We start from the raw sequence: 20,235 nt of genomic DNA on the forward strand, positions 1-20,235 counted from the left end.
CAAGCGTGCCGATCATACCGGAGCACGATGGATCGTGCTGACGGTCGCGGCCGTGCGAGCCGTTCATGTTCGGCTGCGGCTCGCGCGTGACGCGCGCGAAGTAAGGCAATTGAAAAACGTCCGTCGGACAAAAATGAGACGCCGCTTCGGCGGTCGTTCGTAGAATCGGCGCGCGCGATAAATCCCCCCACGTGACCCGACTTCATGACTACAAGCACAAAAACCGAACCGCGGCGAATCGGCGGCTGTCTGCTGATTGCCTTGCTCTGCCTCGCCGCATGGGCGCTGACCACCGCGATCGCGCTGCGCGATCCACTCAAGCTGATGCTCGAATGGGAACTGCTGGCCGTGTTCGCGCGCAGCGAAACGCACGGCTGGTATCGCGCGGTGATGACGATGGTCGGCTGCGACGTGATGATCGGCGCGTTCATCGTCGCGGGCGCCGGTTGGCTGACGCTTCTCGTGTGGCGCAAATCGGCGCGCTTTGCGGTGCAGGTGCAGGCGTGGCTGCTTGCCATCGTCGTCATGCGCACGGGCGCTTATCTGCTCGGCGATTACATGACGCACGTGATCGGCATCGCCATCGCGATTCCACTCGACGGTTTCGTTCAGGCCGTCATCGCAGCCGCGCTCGGGATACCGTATTTCAGGCTGTCCCGGCGCGTTCGTGAGACCTTCGTCAACGCCTGACGGGTTGTGACCGGTTTTACGTTCAATCGATCAACGCGCCTTCGGGCTCGTAGAACGGATACGGGCCATCCGCCTGATCGACATACGCGTGATGCGTGACGATGCCGGTCGCCGGATCGTAGCGATGCAGCGCATACGCGGGCGCTTCCATGACGAATGCCGACGGCGCATCCTCGCGCAGATCGAGCCTGACCTGATGCGCGGGCGCCGGCACGGCGGAGGCGATCGTGCCGCCGAAGCGCACGAACATCGGCCGATGCACATGCCCGCAAATCACCCGCTCCACGTTCGGATGACGCGCGACCAGCGCGGCGAGTCGATCGGCCGCGGCCTGGTCGAGGCGCAGCGCATCCATGTGTCCGATGCCGCAAGCAAACGGCGGATGATGCAGCGCGACCACCGTCGGCTTGCCTCGGGCCGCATCGAGTTGCGTCGCGAGCCAGGCGAGCCGCGCGTCGCACAGCGTGCCCGCGCTTCGACCCGGCACCAACGAATCGAGCGCGATCACGCGCAGCGGTCCGACATCGACCGCGTAGTGCACGAACTCGCCGCCGCTGTGCAACTCCACGCGCTCAGGAAACGCCGCGCGCAATGCGGCACGTTCGTCGTGATTGCCCACGAGCAGGAAGTAGGGAATCTCCAGCGGCGCGAGCAGATGCTTGAGATGCGCGTACTGCTCGGGGTCGCCCTGGTCGACGAGATCGCCGGTCATGATCACGGCGTCGGGACGCGGTTCGAGCGCGTTGAGCGCGGCGACGCAGCGCGCGAGCGCGGCGCCGGTGTCGACACGGCGATAAGCCAGCGCGCCGGGCCGCTTGATATGCAGATCGCTAATTTGAGCCAGCAGCATGGGGATGTCCTTGTGATCGATGCGCGCTGCCACGAGCGCAGCGCGGCTTCATTACGATAGCGCGATCAGCGCGTCCTGCACGATCGAGATGCCGACGGGCGTGCCGCGCGCCAACTCGACGCGGCCCGCGACGTCGATCAGCAAAGCGTCCGGCGCGGCGCCGCCGATCGTCAGGCGGGTGCGTTCGCCGAGAAACGCGGTGCTTTCGACGTTGCCGCGCAACTGCGCATGGGCCGGGTCGGCGAGATACGCATCCTCGGGGCGAAAGAAAATTTCGTGCGCCGAGCTGGCATGCGTCGCGCCCGACGGAAGCGGCACGGCGCCGCCGGTCGTGCTCAGCATGCCGTCGCGCCGTTCGCCCGCCAGCCGGTTGATGGTGCCGACGAACTGCGCGACCGTGCGATTCGCCGGACGATAGTAAATGTCGCGCGGCGAACCGATCTGCTCGATACGCCCGGCGCTCATCACGACGATGCGGTCGCCCAGTTCCATCGCTTCGGCCTGATCGTGCGTCACGTAGACCGTCGTGATGCCCAGTTCGCGCAATAGCGTGTTCATCTCGCCGCGCAACGTGTCGCGCAAACGCGCATCGAGAGCGGTCAGCGGTTCGTCGAGCAGCAGCACGCGCGGTTGCACGGCAAGCGCGCGTGCGAGCGCAACACGCTGACGCTGGCCGCCGGAAAGCTGGTCGATCGGTTTATCCGCGTGCGCGGTGAGGCGCATCATCGCGAGCAATTCGTCGACCCGTTGCCGCGCGGTGTCGGCCGGTACGCGTTTGATCCTGAGACCGTAGCCGATGTTGCCGCGCACGGTCAGGTTCGGAAACAGCGCATAGCTTTGAAACACCATGCCGACCTGGCGCTTTTCGATCGGCAGCGCGGTGACGTCGTCGTCGCCGAACGCGATGCGTCCGCCCGCGTCGGGCGTCTCCAGACCCGCGATCATGCGCAGCGTCGTGGTCTTGCCGCAACCGGAGGGGCCGAGCAACACCAGCGTTTCGCCCGCGCCGATGCGCAGGTCGAGCGGTTCGAGCACGCGTGTGCCGCGAAACGTTTTCGCGCATTGCGTCAGCGCGATGGGAACGGAAGCGAGTTTCATGGCGTGGTCGTTGAAGATGAAGGTGAGACAGCGACGCGTTTCCTCGCCGCGCTGCGCTGGCCGGTTGCATCGACGCCGAGCCATTGCATCGCGACGAGCAGGGGCATCGTCATGATGAAAAACAGAATCGTGTAGGCGCTGCCGATCTCGATGCGCAACGACGCATAGGTATCCGCGAGACCGACCGGCAGCGTCTTGGTGTCGGGCGTGTGCAGCATCCACGTGAGATTGAATTCGCCGATCGAAAGCGTCAGCACCGCGAGCGCGCCGGCGACGATGCCCGGCCGCGCATTCGGCAGCACGATCGTGGTGAAGCGCTGAAAGAAACTCGCGCCGAGGCTCGCCGCGCCTTCCTCGAGCGTGCGCAGATCGCTGCTCGCGCACACCGCGGCGACCGCGCGCACCATGAAGGGCAGCGTGAACACCACATGCCCCACCACAATGAACGCGACGCTCATGCGGAACATCGTGAAGCCGCCATAGACCACCAGCAAGGCGAGGGCGGACGCAAGCCCCGGCAACGCGATCGGCAGCACCAGAAACTCTTCGATGATGCGCGAGAGCCGCGTCTTGCTGCGCGCGAGCACGTAGCCCGCCGGCACGCCGGTGACCAGCGTGATCAGCAGCGTCGCCGCCGCCACTTCGAGCGAGAGAAAAACCGAGCCGTGATACTGCGTCCACACTTCGCCGAGCCAGCGCAGCGTCAGTCCGCTCGATACGCCCTTGAAGTAGTTGACGGTCAGGCCGGCCACGATCGACATCACGACCGGCACGATCAGGAAGGCGCACAGCAGCAGCGTGACGAGCCATTGGCCGGCCGCGAGCCACGTGCGCGAGCCTGGCCACCTGAGTCTCGAATGCGGCTTCGCGGCGCGTGGCAGAGGAGCGGGGATGGAGTTCATCGAAGTCTTGTCGTCGGGTTCGAGAACGCCGCTCATGCGCTGGCCGCGACCGCCGAGCCGGTCACGCTGCGCGCGAACGCCAGCACGGCCCACGTGACGATGCCGAGCACGATGGAGAGGCCCGCGGCCGTCACCATGTTCGCGTTGAGGGTGAACTCGGTGTAGATGGTCATCGGCAGCACGTCGATGTCGGTGGCGAGCGTGAAGGCCGTGCCGAACGCGCCCATCGCGGTCGCGAAGCACACCGCGCCCGCCGCGATCAATCCCGGCGACAGCGCGGGCAACACGATGTCGCGTGTGATGCGCCACGGCGACGCGCCGAGCGAGCGCGCCGCTTCCTCGAGCGACGCATCGAGCTTGGTCGCCGACGCCATCACCGTGACGATCACGCGCGGAATCGAGAAGTACAGATAGCCGAGAAAGAGGCCGCTCATCGAGTACGCGAACACCCAGCGGTCGCCGGTGAGTTTCAGCGAGAGCGCGCCGATCAGCCCCTGACGTCCCGCCAGCATGATGACCATGAAGCCGACCACGACGCCGGGAAACGCCAGCGGAAAGGTCAGCAGCGCGAGCAGCGTGCGTTTCAAGGGAAACTCACGGCGCGCCAGCAGCAAGCCGGCGATCACCGAGAGCACCAGCGTCGCCGCCGTCACGGCCGCGGAGAGCAGCACCGTCGCGCCCAGGCTCGACATGTAGCGCGGATTCGTCAGCATCGCGCGATAGGTGGCGAACGCGTGGCCGTCGCCGCTCAACTGCGCGAGCGCGACCATCGGCAGCAACCAGAACGCGATGAAAACCGCCAGCGCCGGCGCGATCAACGCAATGCGCCAGCGCAGCGGGAACGTGATGTCGTTCAATGCATCACCTGTAGATAACGCTCGCCGAAGCTCGACTGCTTCTCCGCCATCTTGCCGAAGTCGACCGGTTTCGCGCGCGCATACTCGCTCGCGGGCAGGAATTTCGCGGCGGTTTCCGCGCTCATCGCGTTCGCGCGCACCGGGCGCAGATACGCATCGGCCCACAGCTTCTGGCCTTCGTCGGAGAGCACGAAATCGAGCACCTTTCTGCCGTTCGCTTCGTGCGGCGCGCCCTTCACGAGGCTCATCACATACGGCACCGAGATCGTGCCTTCCTTCGGGATCACGAACTCCACGTTCGCGTGATCCTTGTACTTCGCGCGATAGGCGTCGAAATCGTAGTCGAGCAGGATCGGAATTTCGCCCGACATCACGCGTGCGTAGGCGGTTTGCTTCGGCACGATCGGCGCGTTGGCCTTCAGCTTGCGGAACCAGTCGAGGCCCGGCTCGAAGTTGTCGAGCGTGCCGCCGAGCGCCTGGTTCACCGCGACCGCACCCGCATAGCCGACGAACGCGCTCGACGGATCGAGGTAGCCGATCATGCCTTTGTATTCGGGCTTGAGCAGGTCGGCCCACGAGCGCGGCACCGGCTTGCCTTCGAGCGCGTCCTTGTTGACGAAAAAGCCCAGCGTGCCCGAGTGGATCGTGAACCAGTAGCCTTGCGGGTCCTTCATGTTGGCGGGAATGTCGTCCCAGTGCGCGGGCTTGTACGTCTGGATCACGCCCTTGTCCTTCGCCTGGAATGCCGACGAGACGCCGAGGTACACCACGTCGGCGACCGGGCTCTTCTGTTCGGCCATCAGTTGGGCGATCGACTGGCCGGAGTTCTTGTTGTCGAACGGCACGCGAATGCCGGTCTTTTGCTGGATCGCCTTGATCTGGCTCGCCCAGTCGGCCCATTCGGGCGGGCAGTTGTAGCAGATCGCGGTTTCGTCGGCGTGGGCCGCTTGTGGGGCGAGCGTGGCGAGCGCGGCGGTGACGACCATGCCCGCCGAGAACGCCGCGGTCGTGGCGCGCGCGACGCGACGCCAGAGCGGTTTGAGCAACGAAGAGCGTGTGGAAGAGCGGATCACTGCGAGTCTCCTGGAGAGGACGAGAGCGGGTGGTTCAGGGTTGAAATGGGTGAGACGCCGTTATGCGCGCACGGAAATCCGCGCCGGCGTTGTTTCGTTGCGATTCGAAATCGCCGCGATGGTGGCGCCTTCGCGCAAGCTGTGCGGCAGCGTCAGCGCGAGCGGCGTCTCCGCGAATGTCTCGTACCCGCCGGTGACGCGGGCCAGCAAGCGCTGCCACGCGGCGCAGCCGATCTCGCGATTCGGCGCGCAGACGCTCGCCAGCGGCGGCGACAGCAGTTCACCCATCGCGAGGCCGTCGAAGCCGAGAATCGACATGTCGCGCGGAATTTGCAGACGCGCGCGGCGCAGGCCGCGCATGACCACCATCGCGAGCAGGTCGTTGCTGCAAAAGAGGGCGGTGGGCCGGTTCGCGCCGCGGGTCAAATGCGCGAGCACCGACGGCGACAGTTCGTCGGCATTGAAATCGACTTCGAGCGCCGGCGCGGGCGCGAGGCCGGCCTGCTGCATCGCTTGTGCGTAGCCGAGGTGACGCTGGCGCGCGCGGTCGGAGGCGGCCAGCGTGCCGGCGAGCATCAGGATGCGGCGGTGACCGTGGGCGATCAGCATGCGCACGCCCTCGTACGCGGCGAGCCGGTTGTCGACCGAGACGGACGGACGCCGCACCGTGTCGTTATGCATCAGCACGTAGAGCAGGCCGGCGCGGTCGAGTTCGTCGAGCAGCGGGTGCGTGTCGGCGTCGGCCACGGTCAGGATCAGGCCTTCCACGCGGTGTTCGCGCAACGTTTCGATCGCGTGACGCTCGCGCTCGGTGTCGTACTGCGTCGTCATCAGCATGAGCCGGTAGCCTTGCGCCGCCGCGAGTTCGTCGATGCCTTGCAGGCATTCGGCGAACACGGGATTGGCGAGCGTCGGCAGGATCACGCCGATCAGGCGCGTGCGCTCGCCGCGCAATTGGCGGCCCAACGCGCTTGGGCGGAAGTCGAGGGCGTCGATGGATCGGCGCACGGTATCCAGCGTGACGGGGTTCACCGTATGCGGCGCATTGATCGCACGCGAGACAGTGGCGATGGAGAAGCCGGCGTGGGCGGCGACATCTTTGATCGTCGGGGTCATGGCTATCCACTCGGATGTAAACGTTTTCGTGAGCGGATTATCGGAAAGGTTTGTGACTCGCGGATGACTGCGATTTTTATCGTCGCCACGCGGCGAGTGAAACGGACGGCGGTCGACTTCCGCCGGTTTGGTGCGCTCGCCCGGCAATGGTAGAATTCGCGTCCACGCGATCGCACCCTGCCGGGGTGATGAAATTGGTAAACATAGCGGACTTAAAATCCGCCGCTTCACGGCTTGCCGGTTCGAGTCCGGTCCCCGGCACCAGGTAGAACTCCGTCCGATTGCTGGAATTTTTTGAACCCTCGATGCAGCGATGCTTCGAGGGTTTTTCGTTTTCGGAGCCTGGTTTCGTTCAGGAAGCCGCGCTGATCGAGGCGATCACACGGTTGCGCAGCACGCCGATGCCCTCGATCTCCACCTCGATCGTGTCGCCGGGCTTGATGGGGCCGACTCCCGCCGGCGTTCCCGTCATGATGTGGTCGCCGGGAAGGAGCGTCATGTACTTGCTGAGGTAGGCGATCAATGCGGGCACGCCATACACGAGATCGGCGGTGTTGCCGTTCTGGCGCACCTCGCCGTTGACGCGGGTGAGCAGACGAAGGTTCGACGGATCGATATCCGTCTCGACCACGGGACCGATGGGCGCGAACGTGTCGTAGCCTTTACCCATGAGCAGACAGCCGTACTCGCTCTCGCGGCGCTGCAACACCCGGTCGCTGACGTCGTTGCCGCATGTGTAGCCGAAGACGTAACGCAGTGCCTCGCTTTCGGAAACATGGCGCGCTTCCTTGCCGATGATGACCGTCAGCTCCCCCTCGAAATGAATGTTCTCGCCGTCGGGCGGATAGACGATGGCTTCGTCCGGGCCGATCACCGTGGTGCTGGGTTTCATGAACAGCACCGGAACCGTGGGCGTGCTTTTGCCGACTTCCTGCGAATGCGCGCGGTAGTTGTAGCCGAGACCGAAAACGCGAGGGCGGTGAAACGGGCTCAACACGCGAACCGATTCGAGCGTGTCGACATGACCGGAAGGATGCAGTCCTTCGAGCGGCGAGCGCTTCAGTCGCTGAATATTTCCGTCGCTGCCGAGGATGCCGTAATGCTCATTGCCATCAATCGAATATCGCGCGATTTTCATGGGTTTTTACCGGGTAGGAAGCGGATCGAAACTTGCGCGAGCCGGTGTGCGACCGCGGGCGCAGTCGCACTTCCGGTCACGCAGTGAAGCTAGTCAGGGAAGGACGACATAGTTGCTGAAGCCGCCGTCGCGATCCTTCAGACCGGAGATCGCCTCGTTGACGCGTTCGAGCGGGAACCGACGATGTTCGAGATACGACAGGTCGATTGCGCCGGTGCTCACCATGTCGGCCATTTCCTGACCCTGTGCGGTCGTGAACCAGTTCGATCCGATGATCTGCACCTGCTCGTCCATCAGCCACTTCACGTCGATCGGCAGGTCGTCGGCCACGCCGCCCACATTCACCACCCTGCCGCCGCGCCGAACGCCCTTCATGGAATCGAGCATGGTGGCCGCGGGCGCCTTGGCGCCGAGCGCACTGATCACGAAGTCCACGCCTTCACCGCCCGTCAGCGACCTGGCCCATTCGCCCGTCGAGCCTTCGCCGAGCTGCGTCACCTCGATGCGCTCCGGCGCGAGCGCCTTCACACGTTCGAGCAGCGCTGCGTCACGGCCCGTGCCGAGAATGCGCGACAAGCCCATGGCGAGGCCCAGCACCGTTGCGGCCACGCCGAGCGTGCCCGTGATGCCGTCTATGAGGGCGACCTGGCCCGGACCCGCGGCGGCGTTTTTCAGCGCACCGTACGAGGTGCCCAGATAGCCGAACCGGCCGGCCTGCTCGAAGCTCATGTTATCGGGGAGGTTGACGATCGCATATTCGGGCGCGGTCATGTATTCGCTGAAGCCGCCATACGGGTAAAGATCGAAAATGCGTTGACCGTCGCGGCTCGTGCTGAAGTAGCCGTTCAACGTGTAGTACCGGCATTCGCTGCGCCGGCCGGCGCGGCATGCCTTGCACGATCCGCATGAACGCAACGGGCTCACATAGACGCGATCGCCCGGCTTGACGTTGAGCACCGCTTCGCCGACCTCTTCGACGACCCCGGCAGGGTCCAGACCGAAGATAGCGGGAAACTTCGGCAGCGGCTGATGCGGAAACCAGCTCGGCCAGTTATTGATGACGTTGCCCATGTTCGGCACGATTCCGCATGCCTTGACTCGCACGAGAACATCGGTGGGTCTCGGTTTCGGCACCGGAATGGTATCGAGCGTCATCGGAGTGTGAAGAGCATGCAGCCGCGCTGCAACCATCGTTCGTTCCATACGTTCCTCTTTCTCTGTGAAGACTTCCGCGGTATCCGCCATTCCGTGCGGAAGTACCACGCATTGCTTTGGACAGCGGCCGGTTCGGTGCAGCCGGTCTGTTTGTCGATCCGGGCCGGGCTTTCTATCAGCGATAGCTCTCCTCGAGTTCGATCGCGAGTGCGCCCATGATGCGCACGCCGGAGTTGTACCAGGCGATGTTCAATGCGAGCTCGACGCGTTGCTGATCGTTCAGGAACGGCACGATCCGGTTCCAGGTCTTGTCGCTGACGTCGACCTTCAGCGTCGACTCTTTCGCGACCGCCATCACCGCACGTTCTTCCTCGGTGAACAGGGGCGAGGTTTCGAAGTCGGGGATCGCGTTCAGTTGCCCGGCACTGATGCCCGCCTTCAGCCCATGCGACTGGTGATGCGCGATTTCGTATTGGGAGCCGGTGCAGTGTCCGACGGTCAGAATCGCGAGTTCGCGCAACTTCGGGCTGATCGACGACGCGCGGATCGCGTTCGCGTAGGAAAGGAACTGATCGAGAATCCGCGGTGCGTGCGCGAGCGCGCAGAAGATGTTCGCCGTGGGTACTTTCCGCTCCTGTTCGAGCCGGTCGAAGAGGGCGTCGTCGACGCCTGCGAGGTCCGAACGCTGAAGGTATTTGACGCGTGCCATAGTGGTTATTCCTTGCGCTATCAGCTTTTTGCAAGCCGGTTCTGAATGTAGGTTTCGAGCGTCGTGGGACGCGGCTTGTTGGCTGTTTCGATCAGTTCGGCTCCTTCGAACCGCGAGGCCTCGAAGTACCAGCGGTGCTCCGCCGGCAGACCCCAGCGCACGCTGGTGCTTAGCGAAGCGGCATCCCAGCGGACCGGCTCGATTTCGATGTCGATGGTCTGGTAATGACCGTCGCACAGTTCGACGCGGTGACCATCCGGGTCGCGCAGATAGACGAACAGCATGCCGCCGGGGCCGTGGCGGCCCGGTCCGCGCTCCACTTCATGCGCGTGGCCGTAGATGCCCGCGAGGTCGCACGCGGTGAAGATGTCGTGCGATTCGGGCACGATGTACGCGAAGTGATGCATGCAGGGTCCGTCGTTCTCGACGATAGCCAGATCGAGGCACGTGCCTTTGCGATACATGAAGGCGCCGAGCAGCCGCTCGCCGTGCGCGAGATACTCGGAGTTGCGAAAGCCGAGCCTGCTATAGAACGCACACGATTCGTAGGTGTTCGGCGAGAAGATCTGGAAATGATCGATGCGCTGCGCGTGTGCGCCCTTGAACAGGTTGCGCTCGAGATAGAGACGGGGACGCGTTTCCATCTGCGCGCACAATTCGATCTTCGTGCCGAACGGATCGGAGACATGCAAGGTTCTGCCTTGATGCGCGACTTCGGCCCATTCGGCGGGAAGCCCTTCTTCCTTGAAGAACTGATAGGCAAGATCCAGGTCTTCTTCGAGGAAAACGCGAAAGCCGATCCGCTTGCAGATGGGTGCGTTGCTGTCGGCCTGCACGAGCACCAGACTATGGTGGCAGGCTTCGGACAGGCCGCGCAGATAGCACGTGTCGGCGGTTTGCTCCGTCACGACGAGGCCGACGATGTCGACATAGAAGTCCCGGCTTTTCGCCAGGTCGGCAACGTTCAATACGATATGGCTGGCGCGCGTGATATTGAACGGCGGCCGGTGATTGACAGCAGGCAGCATGATGACCTCTCGATTGTTGATGGCGAGCTTTCGGCGACGGTACGACGATTCACATCGCGCGATGAATGAAGGGCAGCGCGGACCATCCGCTGAATTGCGCCTGCCGTCCCAGCGCTTCCTCGATTCGCAATACCTCGTTCCACTTGGCCATGCGTTCCGACCGCGAGAATGAACCGACCTTGAGTTGACCCGCGTCCCAGCCGACCGCCAAATGCGCAATGGTGACGTCTTCCGTTTCGCCGGATCGCGCCGACACGATCGTGCCGAATCCGGCTGTCTTGCCTGCTTGCAGCGCCTCGTAGGCCTCGGTGACGGTGCCCGCCTGATTCGGCTTGATGAGCACGGCATTGAGCGCGCCGTCCGTTGCGGCGGTTCTGACCCGGTCCGCGTTGGTGACGAGAAAGTCGTCGCCGATGATCTGGCAACGCGAGCCGTAGGCTTTCGTGAAGAGCCGGAAGCCTTCGACGTCGTCTTCGGCGAGCGGATCTTCGATCGACAGGATCGGGTAGGTATCCAGCCAGCGCCCCAGCATGTCGATCATTTGCGCGGTGTCGAGCGTGCGGCCGTCGAGCGCCAGCGTGTACGTTCCGTTGCGGCCGAATTCGGACGCGGCGATATCGAGCGAGATGCCGACCTGCTTGCCGGCTTGCAGGCCCGTGTCGGCGATGGCGCGCACCAGCGTGTCGAGGGCGTCTTCGTTGCAGTCGAAGGCCGGCCAGTAGCCGCCTTCGTCCGCCACGCCCTGAAGCTTGCCCGCCTGCTTCATCAACGAGCCGGCGGCGCGGTACACCTCCGCCGTCCACTCCAGCGCCTCGGTGAAGCTGCGCGCGGCGGGGCACATGATCATGAAGTCCTGCACGTCGACGCGGCGCGCCGCGTGTGCGCCGCCTCCGAATATCTGGATCTCCGGCAACGGCAGGCGCACCGCGCGTTCTCCGGCGAGATAGCGCCATAGCGGCTGCGTGCTGGCGGCAGCGGCGGCGTGCAGGACCGCCATTGAAGTGGCGACGATCGCATTGCCGCCCAGACGGCTGCGATTGGGCGTGCCATCCAGGGTGACCAGGCGGGCGTCGATAGCGGCCTGATCGCGGGCATCGGCGCCTTCTAGCGCGCTCGCGATCTCGCCGTTGACCTTCGACAGCGCGTTGGATACGTCGAGGCCGCCGAAGGCGGCGCCGCCGTCGCGCAAGTCGAGCGCTTCTCCGCTGCCGGTCGAAGCGCCCGCGGGCGCGATCGCGCGACCGCTCATGCCGCCGTGCAAGGCGACTTCGACTTCCACTGTCGGACGGCCGCGCGAGTCCCAGACGCGTCGGCCGCGTACATGGGCGATCGTTGATTCAGTCATAAGGAATGTCTACCTCGTTGGTGGTTGATTTGTGCGGTTGATTTGTATGGTCGATTCATGTCCTTGCAGCGCGCGGAGCGTTCGCAACGTCGAGCCGCGGTCACGTGCTGCCGCGCGCTCCGATCAGAACGAAGGCCAGCGTCGCGGGACGGTCGCTTTTGTTTCGCCATGCATGACGGGTTCCGTTCTGCACGACGACGTCATGCTTGCGCAGCAGCTCCGCGCGTCCCTCGTCGAGTTCGAGCCAGATTTCGCCGTCGAGAACGATGCCGTAATCGACGGTCGGGGTCGCGTGCATGCCGTCCTCCTCGAAAAGCTCCGCAAGCCCAGGGCTGATCGCGAGGTTTTCAGCGGCCGCTGCCTGCGGGTCGAAATCGGGTGCAAGGAACACGCTATCCGGAGGAAACGTCACGATGAGAAAGCGCGTGCCCGCCGCTGCGGGGACGAACGTGGCGACAGCGGGGGTGGGGTCCGTGCCGTCGAAAGGAATGGCTTGCGCCGGTTCCGTTGCCCAGACAAGACGGGAGACCATGCCGGGGATGTGCCGGTATGCGTCGGAGCGCGGCGGCGGCGAATCGAGTGCGACTGTCGATGCGCCGCTTGCGTCGTGGCCGGTGACGATGCGGCGAAGCGCTAGCGGCACGTCGCCCATGATCGGGGCCTCGAACCGGAGGGGATCGGCGTTGACGTCTTTCACGATGTCTCCTGTTTTTGCTAACGTTCGCACAAATTGTGGCAAACGCTGCGGTGCATTGTCAATAGGGCATTTAAGGCGGTTTTTCTTGCTAAATGCTCAAACCGGCACGCTCGGCAAGGCTTTTGATCGTGCGAAAAGGACAAACGTTAGCAGGGCGGATGCGGCGCCTGCGCGTCGAGTCGCATACGAGTCGCCAACGCAGCGACGCTCTCCGCTACCCTCTCAGGATTGTCGCGACTCGATCTCTTCCAGCCATGCTTGCGCCACTTGATAGAGATATTCCACCGGCTGCAGCAGCAGCCGGGTGGCAACCGCGCGGACGTGGTCGCGTTGCGCGTCATCGGTCAGATACTCGACCGGCGATTTGCCGTCGACGCGCGCGAGGAGCAAAGCGGGCAACAACTCGGCCGTGCGCGCCTCGAGCGCCGCGCGCAGTTCCCAGTCCGCTTCGTCGAAATAGGCTTCGGTCAGCGCCTTGAACGAAGCGATCAGCGCTTCCCGCCGATCGGGACGGGCGAGGCACTTGAGCAGCAGATGGTTCAGGCAGAACGCCAGGTCGAAGGCCGGGTCGCCGAACCACGCGCATTCGGCGTCGAGCAATACCGGCCCCCTGGGGCCCACGAGAATGTTCTTCGGACTCACGTCGCCGTGCACGAGCGCCGTGCGTATGCTCGCGGTGCGCCCGGCCAGATAGCGCAGCTTCGATTCGAGTTTCGGATGATGCCGCGATGTGGCGATCAGGTAAGGATCGAGACGCAGCGCCTGAAAATTGTCGAGCGTGTCGAACCTGTCGCGCAGCTCCGCATCGTCGGCGCTGACTGCGTGCAGATGCCCGACCAGCCGTCCGACGGCGCGGGCCGTGTCCGCTTCGACCTCCCCGTGCAGCAGTTGCTGCTTCCACACGGGATGCGCCGACGGCGCGAGAAACGACATGGCGAACACCCCGAGCCTGGCGTCGTGCGCGAGCGGAACCGGCACGTTGTCGGGGCGATGCCGCGCGGCAAATTGCATCCAGGCCCATTCGTCGGCGTTGCGCGACACCGGCGCTTGCCAGCTTGCCGATACCTTCAGCGTGGAGAGCGCGCGCTTCACGCACAGTGAGCCCGCGGCAACATCGACACGCCATATGTCGGACGAAACGCCGCCGGTGAGCGGGTGCCAGGCGGCCGCTTCGTCCTTGTGCGCGAGTTCGTGTTCGACGAGAAACGCATCGAGTTGCGGGTCGGGGCTATTGAATTGCGTCATCACGAGTGGTTGAAATGAAACGGTTGAAGCGGTCAGGCCGCCGGCGAATTGCATGGATTGCGCGGCGCTTCGCCGCGCAGTACCCGCACGACTTCTTCGGTAGCTCGTCTGCGAAGTTCCAGCAAGGATGCGTCTGACGAAAACGCGACGTGGGGCGTCAACATCGCGCCGCGTTGGCGCAGCAGTTCATCCGGAACGCGCGGCTCGGAGTCGAGCACGTCGAGCCCTGCGGCGGACAGTTGCCCGCTTTGCAGCGCTTCGATAACGGCATCCGTATCGACGATGCCGCCGCGGCTCACGTTGATCAGCAGACTGCCGCAGCGCATTTTCGCTATTCGCTCGCGGTTGATGAGGTGGCGCGTGCCGTCGGTGATCGGCGCATGCACGATCACGATGTCGCTGTTGGCGAGCAGTTCGTCGAGCGCCACGGCTTGCACGCCCGCCACCGGCTCGCGCAGGAAAGGATCATGCGTCAGCAGCCGGCAGCCGAACGCGCCGAGCTTGCGCGCCGTGGCGCGCGCTATGCGGCCGAAGCCGACCAGCCCGCAAGTAAGCGCGCCCAGGCGGCGAAGACGGGCATCGGCGGGAGACCAGCGCCCGGCATGCACTTCACGATCGAAAATCACCAGCCCGCGGGTCCATGCAAGCGCGAAGCCGACCGCATGATCGGAGACTTCGTCGACGCAATAGTCCGGCACGTTCGTGACGAAAATGCCGCGGGCGGTGGCCGCATCCACGGCGATGTTGTCGAGCCCTACGCCAAGCCTTGCAACGATCTTCAGCCGTGAGGAAGCCGCGATGGTTTCGACCGACACCGGCGCCCAGCACGTCAGGATCGCGGAAGGCAGATGCTCGCGGGCCAGCGCTTCGATGCCGGACGCGGGCAAGGGAGCGGCCGGTCCGCTGACTAGCCGCATGCCGGCGGATTCGACGATCTCGCGCTCGACGCTATCGTCGGGCCACGCATAGTCGGTGAGGAAGACTGTATCGATCATGGAACTGGGCCTGATGGTGAACGGAATGACCGCGTGGTTCGCGGGACCCCGCGAACCTTGCCTGATTGCACTAACGTTAGCATAGCAATCATGCAGTGCCAAGCCGTGGCTCGCCTGGGTGGCGTAGCCTAAGGCACGAAAATTCAGTAAAAACCCTTGATTCATGGAGTCAAATACCGGATTGACATGCCGGAAAGCGGCAACTAGACTCAATCCGTCGATGCTAACGTTCGCGCTACAGAGGCACAGATCGCAAGCCGACTCGATGGCCCGCTCGATCTTTCAATGAGCCGACAGCGATCGCTGGTACGACCAAAGGGCGAAGGCGTCGACGTGTGCGCCAATAAAAGACCTGTTCAGAATCAGGCGACGCCTGCATGGCGTTCGGTGCCACGCCTTTGAAAAATGCAGCACCCGCAGAAAAACCTAAATATCACGACTGGCAGGAGACAACGAATGAAGAGGCTTCTTGTACCCGCGATTTGCGGCTGCATAGGTGCGGCCGCACATGCGCAGAGTTCGGTCACGCTCTATGGGCTGATCGACAATGGCGTGTCGTACGTCAGCAATCAGCGCACGGCGAGCGGTGCGGGTCACAGCAACGTTTTTGCATCTCAGGGAAACATCGTCGGCAATCGATGGGGGCTGACCGGGAGCGAGGATCTGGGCGGCGGCCTGCAAGCGATCTTCAAACTGGAAAACGGCTTTACGGGAACCAACGGTGGTCTCCAGCAGGGCGGGCGCCTGTTTGGCCGACAAGCGTGGGTCGGCATGTCCAGTTCGTATGGCGCGCTCACGCTGGGCCGTCAGTATGATTCGGTGGTGGACTATCTTGCGCCACGTAGTGTCGCGCAGAGCTTCGTGGGCGGGCTCGAATTCATGCACCCGATGGACAACGACAACTTCGGCGATTTCTTCCGGCTCGATAACGCCGTCAAATTTGCGAGTCCGGACATCCACGGTCTGAAATTCGGCGGCCTGTACGCGTTCTCGAACAAGGCGGGCGATTTCGCCGACAATCGTGCGTTCAGTGCCGGCGCGACTTACAACCACGGTCCATTCACGGTAAGCGCGGCATACATGCGCATCGACAATCCGGGGGACGGAGCGGCGGGCGCGCTCGACGGTTCGTCTACGTCTGGTGACGCCACGTTCCATGCGGCGCGACAGCAGGTATGGGGCGTCGGCGGCGCTTATGTGATTGGCCCGGCAACGCTGGGGCTGGTGTGGAGTCACTCGCATTACGACAATACGACGGCCGTGTACCGCGGCAGCACGCTGGCGCCCGCCGCCACCAGGTCGCCCACGGATCTTGGCTTCGACAACTTTGAAGCCAATATCCGCTATCTGATCAATCCGGCATGGGTGGTCGCGGCCTCGTACACCTTCACGGACGGTTCGTATTCCAACGCGTCCCTGCATGCGAAGCCGCGCTGGAACCAGTTCAATCTGATGACTTCGTATTCGCTTTCAAAACGCACCGACGTTTACCTGATGGCCGAATATCAGCATGTCACGGGTGCGGCGGGGACGATTTTCAGCGGTGCGTTCATTGGCGGAAGTGGCGGCCCTTCGTCGACGAACCGGCAATTCCTCACGAGTGCGGGACTGCGCGTCAAGTTCTGACCATCGTCGCGAACGGATGGCTGTCGCCGCTCGCGCGACCCATCCGTGCGACAGATACGGGACTCGATCGCCCGAACTTCAGTCGAGCCCCATGGTTCGCCGATATTGCTTCGCCTGGTCGGCAATCCATGCTCCGAACACTACCAGGGCCGAATCGCCGGCTTTGCGCTCGGGGTAGATCAGGTGATAGGAGCGGCCACTCGAGTACTCGTGCTTAGCCACCTGGATCAGAACGCCGCGTTCCAGTTCGTCCTCGATGAGCAGGCGCGGGATCAGCGCGATGCCGATACCATGAATCGCCGCTTCCGCGAGCATGGAAAACAATTCCAGCTTCGGCCCCGACATATCGCCTTCCACCTGCATGCCGCGCGATGCGAACCAGTCACGCCATGCGTACGGACGCGTGCTCTGCTGTAAAAGCGGGTAACGCCGCCAGTCCGACGCCGTCAAGCGTGTGCGCGGCGCGATCAGCGTTGGGCTGCACACGGCGATCAGACTTTCGCGCATCAGAAAGAGCCCTTCCGATCCCGGCCAGATCGCGGCGCCCGCGTGAATTGCCGCGTCGAATCCGGTGTCGTCGAAGAGAAACGGACGAGTCCGTGTCGTGAGATTGACGGTGATATCCGGTTGCTCCGCGATAAAAAGCGGCAATCGGGGGAGCAGCCACTTTGTCGCGAACGTGGGCACCACGGCGAGTTCGAGCGTGCCGCCGTGGCCGCCCTTGGCCATGAGTTCGAGCGTGTCCTGTTCCACTTCATTCAGACGCGACGCCACTTTTTTGCTGTAGATCTGTCCGGCCTCGGTCAGGCTCACGCCGCGGCGATCGCGGCGAAAAAGCTTCACGCCGAGAAAATCTTCCAGCGAACCAATCTGCCGACAAATCGCGCTTTGCGTGACCGCGAGTTCGTCCGCGGCCTTCGTAAAGCTTTGGTGGCGCGCGGCCGTTTCGAATGCGGATAGCGCTGCTGTCGAAGGGATCTTTCTGCGCATGCTCGTGACTCGCCGGTATTGTCGATGACCTGTGCGATTTTCGCACAGGTCAGTGCGAACAAATCGTTTGTCGTGACGCGCATGTGCCGATAAATTCGCGGCATGACAGTTTCTCTAGCGAGTATGAAATGAGTTCGAAGCACAAGCCGTCGTTTCAATGGGATGATCCGTTGCTGCTCGACCAGCAGTTGGCGGAAGAGGAGCGCCTCGTGCGGGAATCGGCGTACGCGTATTGCCAGGAGCGGCTCGCACCGCGCGTGCTCGAAGCTTTTCGTCACGAGTCCACCGACCCGGCCATCTTTCGCGAGATGGGCGAGCTTGGATTGCTCGGCGCGACGATCCCCGAAACATACGGCGGCGCCGGTCTCAACTATGTCTGCTACGGATTGGTCGCGCGGGAAGTGGAGCGCGTCGATTCCGGCTACCGCTCGATGATGAGCGTGCAATCGTCGCTCGTCATGGTGCCGATCAACGAGTTCGGCAATGAAGCGACGCGCCAGAAATATCTGCCGAAACTCGCGAGAGGCGAATGGATCGGCTGCTTCGGCCTGACCGAGCCGAATCATGGCTCCGATCCCGGCAGCATGATGACTCGCGCGAAAAAGATCGACGGCGGATATTCGCTGACGGGCAGCAAGATGTGGATCACGAACAGCCCGATTGCCGATGTGTTCGTCGTCTGGGCGAAAGACGACGAAGGCGCGATCCGCGGCTTCGTGCTCGAGAAAGGCTGGAAAGGACTGTCGGCGCCGGCTATTCACGGCAAGGTCGGTCTGCGCGCGTCGATCACAGGCGAGATCGTGATGGATGAAGTGTTCTGCCCGGAAGAGAACGCGTTTCCCGAAGTGCGGGGTCTCAAGGGGCCGTTCACTTGCCTGAACAGCGCACGTTACGGTATTGCATGGGGCGCGTTGGGTGCGGCCGAAGACTGCTGGCATCGTGCGCGTCAGTATGTTCTCGATCGCAAGCAGTTCGGCAGGCCGCTCGCGGCGAACCAGTTGGTGCAGAAAAAACTCGCCGACATGCAGACGGAAATCACGCTGGGTTTGCAGGGGTGTTTGCGCCTCGGCCGCATGAAGGACGAAGGCACCGCGGCAGTCGAGGTCACGTCCATCATGAAGCGCAACTCATGCGGCAAGGCACTCGACATCGCCCGCGTCGCGCGCGACATGCTCGGAGGCAATGGCATCAGCGACGAGTTCGGCATAGCACGTCATCTCGTCAATCTGGAAGTGGTCAACACCTATGAAGGCACGCACGATATTCATGCGTTGATCCTCGGTCGCGCCATCACCGGCATTGCAGCTTTTTGATCGCTTATGAACGAGACTAATCAACAAGGCGCGCTCGCGGGTCTGCGCGTGCTCGATCTTTCGCGCGTGCTGGCCGGCCCCTGGTCGAGTCAACTGCTGGCCGACCTCGGTGCCGACGTAGTCAAGGTCGAACGGCCGGGCAAGGGTGACGATACGCGCGCGTGGGGACCGCCGTGGCTGAACGATGCCGACGATGAGTCGACGGGCGAGTCCGCTTATTACCTGTGCGCGAATCGCAACAAGCGGTCCATCACAATCGATCTGAGCCAGCCGGAGGGACAGCGTCTCGTGAAGGAACTGGCCGGCAAGGCGGATGTGCTGATCGAGAACTTCAAGGTCGGTGGCCTCGGTCAATACGGTCTGGATTACGCGAGTCTCAAGCAACTGAATCCTCGCTTGATCTACTGCTCGATCACGGGATTCGGCCAGACCGGACCTTATGCCGCGCGCGCCGGTTATGACTTTCTGATTCAGGGCATGGGCGGGCTCATGAGCCTCACCGGGCGCGCGGACGGCACCGAAGGCGAAGGGCCGATGAAGGTCGGCGTCGCGGTGACGGACGTCATGACGGGACTGTATGCGACCGTGGCGATTCTCGCCGCACTCGCCCGGCGCGAGCGCTCCGGCGAGGGACAGCACATCGACCTTGCGCTGCTGGATGTGCAGATCGCCTGTCTCGCGAATCAGGCGGCGAATTACCTCGTCGGCGGCGTGATACCTCGACGTATCGGCAACGCCCATCCGAACATCGTCCCGTACCAGGAGTTTCCGACGGCCGACGGCTACATGATCCTCGCGGTCGGCAACGACAGTCAGTTCGCGAGTCTGTGCGCTGTATTGGGCAAACCGGAATGGAGCAGCGACGAACGTTTCTCCACCAATCCGCAGCGGGTGAAGAGCAGGGACGAACTCGTCGCGATGATCCGCTCCGCGACGTTGCGCCGTCCGACGAAGGAATGGATTGCGGTGATGGAAGCGGCGGGCGTGCCGTGCGGCCCGATCAACGATCTCGAAGCGGTGTTCTCGGACCCTCACGTGCAAGCTCGCAACGTGCGCATTGAAATGCCGCATCCGTTGGCGAAGCAGGTGGCGCTGGTCGCGAATCCCATTCGCCTGTCGGAATCGCCCGTGCAGTACCTGCGATCCCCGCCGACATTGGGGCAGCACACCGGCGACGTGCTTCGCGACTGGCTCGAGATGGGCGAAGCGCAGATCGATGATTTACGCCGCACAAAGCTTCTGTAGTCGCGGGGGCATTCCGCTACCTGGTACAGCAGCGGCGCAACCAGCCTGGAACATTGATAAATGAATCTCCCGGAAATCGGCGGCCCGCGCGAGTCGATGGAATACGACGTCGTGATCGTCGGCGGCGGCCCGGCCGGCCTGTCGGCGGCGATCCGCCTGAAGC

20 protein-coding genes and 1 tRNA gene are annotated in these 20,235 nt (G+C 63.6%); 6 read left to right on the forward strand and 15 right to left on the reverse strand.

Translation table 11 applies throughout. The features are described from left to right. Nucleotides 1-204 precede the first annotated feature (204 nt). Complete coding sequence (locus BUE39_RS25285; RefSeq protein ID WP_073431445.1) at nucleotides 205-690, forward strand: DUF2569 domain-containing protein; 486 nt, start codon at nucleotides 205-207, stop codon at nucleotides 688-690. Between the two features lie 22 nt (nucleotides 691-712). Here BUE39_RS25285 and BUE39_RS25290 read toward each other — a convergent pair whose 3' ends face one another. Genes BUE39_RS25290 through BUE39_RS25315 form a run of 6 tightly spaced genes read right to left on the reverse strand, consistent with a single transcriptional unit; the run spans nucleotide 713 to nucleotide 6,586 of the window. Further along, nucleotides 713-1,540 carry a phosphodiesterase gene (locus BUE39_RS25290; RefSeq protein WP_073431466.1) on the reverse strand — a complete coding sequence of 276 codons (828 nt, stop codon included), beginning with the start codon at nucleotides 1,538-1,540 and terminating at the stop codon, nucleotides 713-715. A 51-nt stretch (nucleotides 1,541-1,591) separates the two neighbouring features. Beyond that, entirely contained in the window at nucleotides 1,592-2,638 is a 1,047-nt protein-coding gene (locus BUE39_RS25295) for an ABC transporter ATP-binding protein (protein WP_073431446.1), read from the reverse strand. After that, nucleotides 2,635-3,540, reverse strand: coding sequence for an ABC transporter permease (locus BUE39_RS25300; protein ID WP_073431467.1), 906 nt, complete (start codon nucleotides 3,538-3,540; stop codon nucleotides 2,635-2,637). The genes BUE39_RS25295 and BUE39_RS25300 overlap by 4 nt, the downstream gene beginning before the upstream one ends. 32 nt (nucleotides 3,541-3,572) lie before the next feature. Beyond that, nucleotides 3,573-4,397: an ABC transporter permease gene (locus BUE39_RS25305; protein WP_073431447.1), complete on the reverse strand. Its 825-nt coding sequence runs from the start codon at nucleotides 4,395-4,397 to the stop codon at nucleotides 3,573-3,575. After that, nucleotides 4,394-5,470, reverse strand: coding sequence for an ABC transporter substrate-binding protein (locus tag BUE39_RS25310; protein WP_073431448.1), 1,077 nt, complete (start codon nucleotides 5,468-5,470; stop codon nucleotides 4,394-4,396). Before BUE39_RS25310 ends, BUE39_RS25305 begins: the two co-directional genes overlap by 4 nt. 60 nt (nucleotides 5,471-5,530) lie before the next feature. Next, complete coding sequence (locus BUE39_RS25315; protein ID WP_073431449.1) at nucleotides 5,531-6,586, reverse strand: substrate-binding domain-containing protein; 1,056 nt, start codon at nucleotides 6,584-6,586, stop codon at nucleotides 5,531-5,533. Between the two features lie 179 nt (nucleotides 6,587-6,765). Between BUE39_RS25315 and BUE39_RS25320 the strand changes: the two genes are divergently transcribed. Further along, nucleotides 6,766-6,850: transfer RNA gene (locus BUE39_RS25320), tRNA-Leu, on the forward strand. 88 nt (nucleotides 6,851-6,938) lie between these two features. Here the strand turns inward: BUE39_RS25320 and BUE39_RS25325 are convergent. From BUE39_RS25325 to BUE39_RS25360, 8 genes are all read right to left on the reverse strand, one after another. Continuing rightward, the gene (locus BUE39_RS25325) at nucleotides 6,939-7,724 is read right to left on the reverse strand and encodes a fumarylacetoacetate hydrolase family protein (RefSeq protein WP_073431450.1); all 786 of its coding nucleotides are present in this window, start codon (nucleotides 7,722-7,724) and stop codon (nucleotides 6,939-6,941) included. A gap of 93 nt (nucleotides 7,725-7,817) precedes the next feature. Continuing rightward, the gene (locus tag BUE39_RS25330; RefSeq protein WP_073431468.1) at nucleotides 7,818-8,927 is read right to left on the reverse strand and encodes an alcohol dehydrogenase catalytic domain-containing protein; all 1,110 of its coding nucleotides are present in this window, start codon (nucleotides 8,925-8,927) and stop codon (nucleotides 7,818-7,820) included. Nucleotides 8,928-9,054: 127 nt separating this feature from the next. Continuing rightward, nucleotides 9,055-9,588, reverse strand: coding sequence for a carboxymuconolactone decarboxylase family protein (locus BUE39_RS25335; RefSeq protein WP_073431451.1), 534 nt, complete (start codon nucleotides 9,586-9,588; stop codon nucleotides 9,055-9,057). A 20-nt stretch (nucleotides 9,589-9,608) separates the two neighbouring features. Next, nucleotides 9,609-10,616 (reverse strand): VOC family protein, encoded by a 1,008-nt coding sequence (locus BUE39_RS25340; RefSeq protein ID WP_073431452.1) that lies wholly within the window; start codon nucleotides 10,614-10,616, stop codon nucleotides 9,609-9,611. A 49-nt stretch (nucleotides 10,617-10,665) separates the two neighbouring features. Further along, nucleotides 10,666-11,961 (reverse strand): phosphopyruvate hydratase, encoded by a 1,296-nt coding sequence (gene eno, locus BUE39_RS25345; protein WP_073431453.1) that lies wholly within the window; start codon nucleotides 11,959-11,961, stop codon nucleotides 10,666-10,668. Between the two features lie 100 nt (nucleotides 11,962-12,061). Next, nucleotides 12,062-12,613: a cupin domain-containing protein gene (locus BUE39_RS25350; RefSeq protein ID WP_073431469.1), complete on the reverse strand. Its 552-nt coding sequence runs from the start codon at nucleotides 12,611-12,613 to the stop codon at nucleotides 12,062-12,064. 267 nt (nucleotides 12,614-12,880) lie between these two features. Beyond that, nucleotides 12,881-13,957 (reverse strand): phosphotransferase family protein, encoded by a 1,077-nt coding sequence (locus BUE39_RS25355; protein ID WP_235004955.1) that lies wholly within the window; start codon nucleotides 13,955-13,957, stop codon nucleotides 12,881-12,883. Next, entirely contained in the window at nucleotides 13,936-14,898 is a 963-nt protein-coding gene (locus BUE39_RS25360) for a C-terminal binding protein (protein ID WP_073431454.1), read from the reverse strand. The genes BUE39_RS25355 and BUE39_RS25360 overlap by 22 nt, the downstream gene beginning before the upstream one ends. A gap of 456 nt (nucleotides 14,899-15,354) precedes the next feature. Between BUE39_RS25360 and BUE39_RS25365 the strand changes: the two genes are divergently transcribed. After that, complete coding sequence (locus BUE39_RS25365; protein ID WP_073431455.1) at nucleotides 15,355-16,524, forward strand: porin; 1,170 nt, start codon at nucleotides 15,355-15,357, stop codon at nucleotides 16,522-16,524. A 78-nt stretch (nucleotides 16,525-16,602) separates the two neighbouring features. Here BUE39_RS25365 and BUE39_RS25370 read toward each other — a convergent pair whose 3' ends face one another. Beyond that, nucleotides 16,603-17,514 (reverse strand): LysR family transcriptional regulator, encoded by a 912-nt coding sequence (locus BUE39_RS25370; RefSeq protein WP_073431456.1) that lies wholly within the window; start codon nucleotides 17,512-17,514, stop codon nucleotides 16,603-16,605. A 128-nt stretch (nucleotides 17,515-17,642) separates the two neighbouring features. Here BUE39_RS25370 and BUE39_RS25375 point away from each other — a divergent pair, with 128 nt between their 5' ends. From BUE39_RS25375 to BUE39_RS36110, 3 genes are all read left to right on the forward strand, one after another. Beyond that, complete coding sequence (locus BUE39_RS25375) at nucleotides 17,643-18,827, forward strand: acyl-CoA dehydrogenase (protein ID WP_073431457.1); 1,185 nt, start codon at nucleotides 17,643-17,645, stop codon at nucleotides 18,825-18,827. Between the two features lie 6 nt (nucleotides 18,828-18,833). Next, nucleotides 18,834-20,072 carry a CaiB/BaiF CoA transferase family protein gene (locus BUE39_RS25380; protein WP_073431458.1) on the forward strand — a complete coding sequence of 413 codons (1,239 nt, stop codon included), beginning with the start codon at nucleotides 18,834-18,836 and terminating at the stop codon, nucleotides 20,070-20,072. 60 nt (nucleotides 20,073-20,132) lie between these two features. Further along, nucleotides 20,133-20,235, forward strand: a 103-nt coding sequence (locus BUE39_RS36110) for an FAD-binding protein (RefSeq protein WP_159442597.1), incomplete at its 3' end; no start/stop codon positions are given.

It is taken from the genome of Paraburkholderia terricola (assembly GCF_900142195.1).
Taxonomy (GTDB): domain Bacteria; phylum Pseudomonadota; class Gammaproteobacteria; order Burkholderiales; family Burkholderiaceae; genus Paraburkholderia; species Paraburkholderia terricola.